Origin of the sequence: Pseudomonas nitroreducens TX1 (assembly GCF_000313755.1) — a bacterium.
GTDB lineage: Bacteria > Pseudomonadota > Gammaproteobacteria > Pseudomonadales > Pseudomonadaceae > Pseudomonas > Pseudomonas nitroreducens_A.
The window spans coordinates 1-7160 of record NZ_AMZB01000042.1 but is presented as its reverse complement, the minus strand read 5'-3'; the positions used below and the strand labels follow the sequence as shown (position 1 = coordinate 7160).

At 63.1% G+C, this 7160-nt stretch carries 5 protein-coding genes; 3 read left to right on the top strand and 2 right to left on the bottom strand.

Annotated elements, in window-relative coordinates; translation table 11 throughout:
• Together C167_RS34370 and C167_RS0100595 are read right to left on the bottom strand one after the other, a co-directional pair.
• Positions 1-1440, bottom strand: a 1440-nt coding sequence (locus tag C167_RS34370) for an ESPR-type extended signal peptide-containing protein (protein WP_268744078.1), incomplete at its 3' end; no start/stop codon positions are given.
• A gap of 438 nt (positions 1441-1878) precedes the next feature.
• On the bottom strand, positions 1879-2811 hold the full coding sequence (locus C167_RS0100595) for a hypothetical protein (protein ID WP_157791802.1): 933 nt from the start codon (positions 2809-2811) through the stop codon (positions 1879-1881).
• Between the two features lie 453 nt (positions 2812-3264).
• Here C167_RS0100595 and C167_RS0100590 point away from each other — a divergent pair, with 453 nt between their 5' ends.
• Genes C167_RS0100590 through C167_RS0100580 form a run of 3 tightly spaced genes read left to right on the top strand, consistent with a single transcriptional unit; the run spans position 3265 to position 7060 of the window.
• A complete protein-coding gene (locus tag C167_RS0100590) occupies positions 3265-4623 on the top strand; it encodes a glutamine synthetase family protein (protein ID WP_017516346.1) in 1359 nt (452 codons plus the stop codon).
• 41 nt (positions 4624-4664) lie between these two features.
• The gene (locus tag C167_RS0100585) at positions 4665-5750 is read left to right on the top strand and encodes a polyamine ABC transporter substrate-binding protein (RefSeq protein WP_017516345.1); all 1086 of its coding nucleotides are present in this window, start codon (positions 4665-4667) and stop codon (positions 5748-5750) included.
• A 14-nt stretch (positions 5751-5764) separates the two neighbouring features.
• On the top strand, positions 5765-7060 hold the full coding sequence (locus C167_RS0100580; protein ID WP_017516344.1) for an NAD(P)/FAD-dependent oxidoreductase: 1296 nt from the start codon (positions 5765-5767) through the stop codon (positions 7058-7060).
• The last annotated feature ends 100 nt before the right edge of the window (positions 7061-7160 follow it).

Sequence of the window (7160 nt, the reverse complement as noted above, 5' to 3'; positions counted from 1 at the left end):
TGCGGAGCCCGCGGCCAGGTTGGTCAGGCGGCGTTCGGCGCCGGAACTGCCGATGGAGACTTCACTTCCCGGCGCGGTACCCGACAGAGCGCGGCTACCTGGGTTGTAGCCTGCGGCACCCAGGTTGGCGGTGGTGGTCGAGCTTGAGCCCAGCGCTACGGAATTGGCAGTAGACGCAGCAGCTTCGAAGCCCAATGCCAGGGACCCGATACCGCCGGTGGATTGCGCACCCTGCCCCAGAGCAATGTTGTACGAATGAGTGGATCGCGCGCCCTGGCCCATGGCGATTCCGCCGTTTCCGTAGACGAAGGTACCATCGCCCATGGCAATCGAACCGGCGCCCAGAACCCCTGAGTTGCCCCCAATATCGCTGATAACAGCGTTACGGCCGATGACGATGGCGCCATCGCCGGTATTGTTGTTCACGGCACCGGAGCCAATCGCTATGTTGCCATCTGCCGTACCTGCGATGGACGACTGCGCGCCGTTACCAATGGCAATGTTGTTCTGGCCTTGGGCAACAGCCGCCGGGCCGATGGCCAGGGCATTCGCGCCGGTGGCGCGGGAGTCGCCCAGGGTGGAGTTTGCGTGGAAATACTTGATGCCACCGCCATTGGTGATGTTGGTGATCGCGGTGGTGTTCTGGGCGGTACGGCCATCCAGGTTGGTGAGTGCGTCCCCAACGTTGTTGACGATGGTGACCGTGCCATCGGGATTGGTCACGGTGTAACTCGGGCCCGTGATCGAGCCGTTCGGATTTACGACTGCTCCACCACCAAAGCCACTTGCCAGCCCTTTAAGCTGGGAAATATTCACGGCATCCGTATCTTGCGTACCTGCAGCAAGATTGACGAGCTGACGTTGGCCGGTACTGCTGCCGATCGACACGGTCGATGAACGATCAGCCACTGAATTCACGCCCAACGCCACGGAATTTCCAGCACTCGCGCTCGAGTATGCTCCGATGGCAGTTGAATGCCAGGTGGCATATGAATGGGCTCCAAACGCCGACGCGACTTCGCCATCTGCCGTTGCTCTATAACCTGATGCGGTGGCGTAGGGACCACCGCTGGCGATGGCGGCATATCCCAACGCTGTAGAGCCATCGCCTGCCGCGGAGCTGTCGCCCCCGATTGCCACACCATAGGCTCCCGAACTCAACGCCTGCGAACCAATCGCAATACCCGGCCCGCCATCGTTGGTATTGGCCGTTACCTGAGCGCCATCGCCAATTGCGATCTGGGTAGATTTCACGACCGTTCCACCGTCCAGCCCCGAGGCTGAAGCGACGTCAACATACCCCAGAGCGCTCAGGCCCAACGTCGCTGCAAGAGCAGCAATACGCGCTGTCGGCGACTTCGTCTTGCCTTTGGCCAGCTCCGACGCAGCCACATAGGTGCCAGTCTTCTCGCACCAGACGCTGCGATACACAAAATTCATGAATGAAATCTCCAATTAACAGTTGGCTTCCGCAGCAGCCGAGACCCGGAATAGGGTTTGGTGGGCGGGTGCGCAAATGCTATGGAGCGAGGGAATTCGGCGAATTCAGGGCACTCTTAACACCGCGTAGGGGTTTTCCGAAGAACGGAAATCGGGGTCAGAGAAAGGTTCGAATTCGTACGACCCTAATGGATACCCCGGACACGTTGGAGGCCTCTGAAGTGCAGGGCCACAAAGGATCTCCACCCGTTTCGCAGGCAAGGGCGTACGCCTGCCTGAGCAATCGCTGAATGAGCAGTGGAATCGCATGAATCGCAGGATTGAGCGCAAAAACATGAGCAGCCGGAGACGAATCGGCTGACGTTCAGGTCGCAGAGCGAAGGCGTAGCAGAAGAAAGAAAGGAAAAAAGGACGGGGTGCAAACCCCGTCCGGGAGGATCATTGCGCAGCGATGGCCTTTGTTGCGGGGGGCGCCACAAAGGCCGCCTGGACCCGGTAGTCGGTGCCCTGGATAAGGCCACGGCCCAGCCACATCTGACCGTCCTGCTCAAGCGTCATACCGCCAAAGCTCGTTGCGCTGTAACGTGTACCTTCGTCACTGTCGAAGCTCAGGTTGAAACCATCCAGTTGGTTCAGGCGCAGTGTCGCGCTGGGCGCCGGCAGATGCTGCTGCACCAGTTTCAGGTAGCTCGGAGCCAGGCTCGCAAACAACTGCCGAGCCTGGTCGCCATACTGCGCCACGCTCAGGCCCGGCTGTTCGGACAGACGCTGGGCGATATAGGCGAAGATGTCCGCGTCGGCCCGTGCGTGGGCCAGGCGCAACGGCAGGAATCTGTTCAATGCCTGCGGATCGATTTCCCGCGTGGGCTGGGCCGCCGCAACGGTCGGGCTTTCCGCGCGATCCTTGGACGCATGCCCCTTCTCTTCCTGCGCGGGCTTCTCGGCCACCTTGGCCTTGGGCGGCACGTCACGCATCAGCTCCTGCGGATTTAGCGGCACCAGTGCCGAACTGGCCAGGTATGCCGCACAGGCGGTGGCCTGGGCTGCCCGGTCACCATTCACCAGCAGCGCCAGCGCATCGCGTCCCTTCTGGTCAATCTTGTCGGGTGCCAAACCCAAGGCGGCAAGCTGAGTGCGGTTCTGCTCAGGCGTAACCTGTCCCTGGGCCAGGGCACACAGCTGGTTGACCAATACCGGAACACGTTTGCCATTGAAGGTTGGCGACAACGAATGGATAGCCTCTTTGATGATCGGCAGGGCGGGAGTCGCGACCAGCCCGTTCTGCACCGGACGCTTTGTCGGCAAAACCTGGTCGCAACCGGCCAGAACCGCGACCGCAGAGATCGCTACGACTAGAACACGGAGTTTCATTTTCACACCCTCGAAAGCAGCTGGAGATTCCTGCAGGCGACGGCCTGCGGCACCGGCGGAATTCTAGGGAGCCCCCTAGGGAAGTACGGTCGTTAGATTCTTAGGTTCCTGTCGGAATAATCCTATCCATCAGCCCTGGAAGAAGAATGATTCCAAAGCATCGTCTTTCCCAGACAGATTACGCTGACGTCCCGGCACTGCAGTAAGGGGCAGCACCTTCAAACCGGCGTTGCAGCGCATCGGATGGGCCGCAGGGGTTCAAAGCCCGGAGGCCGATCGGCTCGTAGCAGGTAGGCGCGCCGCCGCAGGCCGGAATTGCCGGACGCTTCCAGATCGAGCGCCAGCCTTGCGGAAAATGGATAGAACGCCAGCCCGCTCCAGCCGACACTAGCCTCGCCTGGCAGCCCCCGCTGCATGTGCATTCACTACAAAACCAAAAAAACCGAGGCTTGTATGACCACCCCCGCCGAGCAACTGGAGCAACGGCTGAAGCAACAGAAAATCACCGAAGTCGAATGCGTGGTGAGCGATCTCACCGGCATCGCCCGCGGCAAGATTTCCCCCACCAACAAGTTCCTCGGCGAGGGGGGCATGCGTCTCCCCGAAAGTGTTCTGTTGCAGACCGTCACCGGCGATTTCGTCGACGACGACGTCTATTACGACCTGCTCGACGAAGCGGACATCGACATGGTCTGCCGTCCCGACCCGGACGCCATCTTCCTGGTGCCCTGGGCGCTGGAGCCGACCGCGATGGTCATCCACGACACCTTCGACAAGGTCGGCAATCCCATCGAGCTGTCCCCGCGCAACGTCCTGAAGCGCGTGCTCAAGCTGTACGCCGACAAGGGCTGGAGCCCGGTGGTAGCGCCGGAGATGGAGTTCTACCTGACCAAGCGCAGCAGCGACCCGGACTTCCCGCTGGAAGCCCCCGTGGGCCGCTCGGGTCGCCCGGAAAGTGGCCGCCAGAGCTTCTCCATCGACGCCGCCAACGAATTCGACCCGTTGTTCGAAGACGTCTACGACTGGTGCGAACTGCAGGGCCTGGACCTGGACACGCTGATCCACGAGGACGGCCCGGCGCAGATGGAAATCAACTTCCGTCACGGCGACGCGCTGAGCCTGGCCGACCAGATCATCGTGTTCAAGCGCACCATGCGCGAAGCCGCGCTCAAGCATGACGTCAGCGCCACCTTCATGGCCAAGCCGATCACCGACGAGCCCGGCAGCGCCATGCACATCCACCAGAGCGTGCTGGACATCGCCACCGGCAAGAACATTTTCGCCGCCGAAGACGGCTCCATGAGCCAGCTGTTCCTGCACTACATCGGCGGCCTGCAGAAGTACATCCCGAAAGTGCTGCCGATGTTCGCGCCGAACGTGAACTCCTTCCGCCGCTTCCTGCCGGACACCTCCGCGCCGGTGAACGTCGAATGGGGCGAAGAGAACCGCACCGTGGGCCTGCGCGTACCCGCCGCTCCGCCCGCCGCCATGCGCGTGGAAAACCGCCTGCCGGGCGCCGACGCCAACCCCTACCTGGCGCTGGCCGCCAGCCTGCTCTGCGGCTACCTGGGCATGATCGAACAGGTCAACCCCAGCGCTCCGGTACAGGGCCGCGCCTACGAGCGCCGCAATTTGCGTCTGCCGATCACCATCGAGGATGCGCTGCAGCAGATGGAAGACTGCGCCGTGCTCAAGGAATTCCTCGGCGAAAAATTCGTGCAGGGCTACGTGGCGGTGAAGCGCACCGAGCACGAGAACTTCAAGCGGGTGATCAGTTCCTGGGAGCGCGAGTTCCTGCTGCTGAGCGTCTGATCCCTCTCAACCGACTTCACAACAACAATTCGGGAGTCCCCATGAGACTGCTGCGCACCCTTGCGCCCTTCGCCCTGGCCATGATGGCCTCGGCCGTGCATGCTGAACCCACCGTCAGCATCTACAACTGGACCGACTACATCGCTCCGGACACCCTCGCCGGCTTCCAGAAGACCACCGGGATCAAGCCGGTGTACGACGTCTTCGACTCCAACGAGACCCTCGAAGGCAAGCTGCTGGCGGGTCGCTCCGGCTATGACGTGGTGGTGCCGTCCAACCACTTCCTGACCCGCCAGGTGCAGGCCGGCGTGTTCCTCGAACTCGACCGCAGCCAACTGCCGAACTGGAAGCACCTGGACCCGACGCTGCTCAAGCTGCTGGAACAGAACGACCCGGGCAACAAGCACTCGGTGCCCTACCTGTGGGGCACCAACGGCATCGGCTACAACGTCGCCAAGGTCAAGCAGGTGCTGGGCGTCGACAAGATCGATTCGTGGTCGGTGCTGTTCGAGCCGGAGAACATCAAGAAGCTCAACGCGTGCGGCGTGGCCTTCATGGACTCGCCCGACGAGATGATCCCCTCGGTGCTCAACTACCTGGGCCTGGACCCCAACAGCACCAACCCGGCGGACTATCCCAAGGCCGAGGCCAAGCTGGTGGCGGTGCGCCCATACGTCACCTACTTCCACTCCTCGAAGTACATCTCGGACCTGGCCAACGGCAACATCTGCGTGGCCTTCGGCTATTCCGGCGATGTGTTCCAGGCGGCCGCGCGAGCCAAGGAAGCCAGGAACGGCATCGAGATCGCCTACGCCATCCCCAAGGAAGGCGCGAACCTGTGGTTCGACCTGATGGCGATCCCCTCGGATGCGAGCCATCCGGAACAGGCCCTGGCGTTCATCAACTACATCCTCGATCCGAAGGTGATCGCCGGCATCAGCGAGTACGTCGGCTACCCCAGCGCCAACGCTGACGCCAAGACCCTGCTGCCCGATGAGATGCAGAACAACCCCGAGGTCTACCCAAGCCAGGCCGTGCTCGACAAGCTGTACATCGCCAAGGCGCCGCCACCCAAGATCATGCGCCTGATGACCCGCAGCTGGAGCAAGATCAAGTTCAACCAATGAGTCGAGAAAGTCCCATGAAGCACACCGAGGAGCACGCCGCGTCCTATTACGCCGCGACCGCCCGCGATCGTCAGCAGTACCCTTCCCTCACCGGGGATGTGCGGGCAGACGTCTGCGTGATCGGCGGCGGCTTCACTGGCGTGAACACAGCCCTGGAGCTGGCCCGCCGCGGCCACTGCGTGGTGCTGCTGGAAGCCCGGCGCATCGGCTGGGGCGCCAGCGGGCGCAACGGCGGCCAATTGATCCGCGGCATCGGCCATGACGTCAGCGGCTTCGCCAAGTACGTCGGCGAGGAAGGCGTGCAGTACCTCGAGCGGGCGGGTGTCGATTCGGTGGCCCTGGTCGCCGAACGCATCCAGGAACTGGGCATCGAGTGCGACCTGCGCTGGGGCTTCTGCGAGCTGGCCAATACCCCGGCGCAATACGCCGCCATGGTCCGCGAGCAGGAGTCGCTGAGCACCTCGGACTACCCGCACGAGACCCGGCTGGTGCCACCTGAGCGCATGCGCGAAGTGGTCGCCAGCGATTGCTACGCCGGCGGGCACATCGACATGGGCTCGGGCCACCTGCACCCGCTCGACCTGGTGAAGGGCGAGGCCCGTGCGGCCAAGTCCTTCGGTGCGCAGATCTTCGAACAGAGCCCGGTGCTGCGCATCGAGCACGGTGCGACCGCCGTCGTTCACTGCGCCCAGGGCCGCGTGCTGGCGAAGACCCTGGTGCTGGGCTGCAATGCGCACCTGGAGGAGCTGGAGCCGAAGCTGACGGGCAAGGTACTGCCCGCCGGCAGCTACGTGGTGGCCACCGAGCCGCTGTCCGAGGAACTGGCGGCACAGCTGATCCCGCAGAACATGGCGCTGTGCGACCAGAAGGTGGGGCTGGACTACTACCGCCTGACCGCCGACCGGCGCCTGCTGTTCGGCGGCGCCTGTCACTACTCCGGTCGCGACCCGGCCGACATCGGCGCCTACATGCGGCCGAAGGTGCTCAAGGTGTTCCCGCAGCTGGAACAGGTGAAGCTCGACTATCAGTGGGGCGGCATGATCGGCATCACCGCCAACCGCTTCCCCCAGGTCGGCCGGCTGAAGTCGCATCCCAATGTGTACTTCGCCCAGGGCTATTCCGGCCATGGGCTGAACGTCACGCACTGGTCGGCCAAGCTGCTGGCCGAGGCCATCCACCAGGGCGAAAGCAAGGGGCTGGACCTGTTCAGCGCCGTGCCGCACCTGACCTTCCCCGGCGGCAAGCTGCTGCGCTCGCCGCTGTTGGCACTGGGGATGGCGTGGTATCGGGTGCGGGAATTGATCGGCTGATCGGCGAGCAACCGGGCAGCGGCGTTGCCGGAAGCCAGTCGCGGACAGAGTCCGCTCCTTCGCTCGCCGGTGACGTAGGAGCAACTGTCTTTCTCTGAAA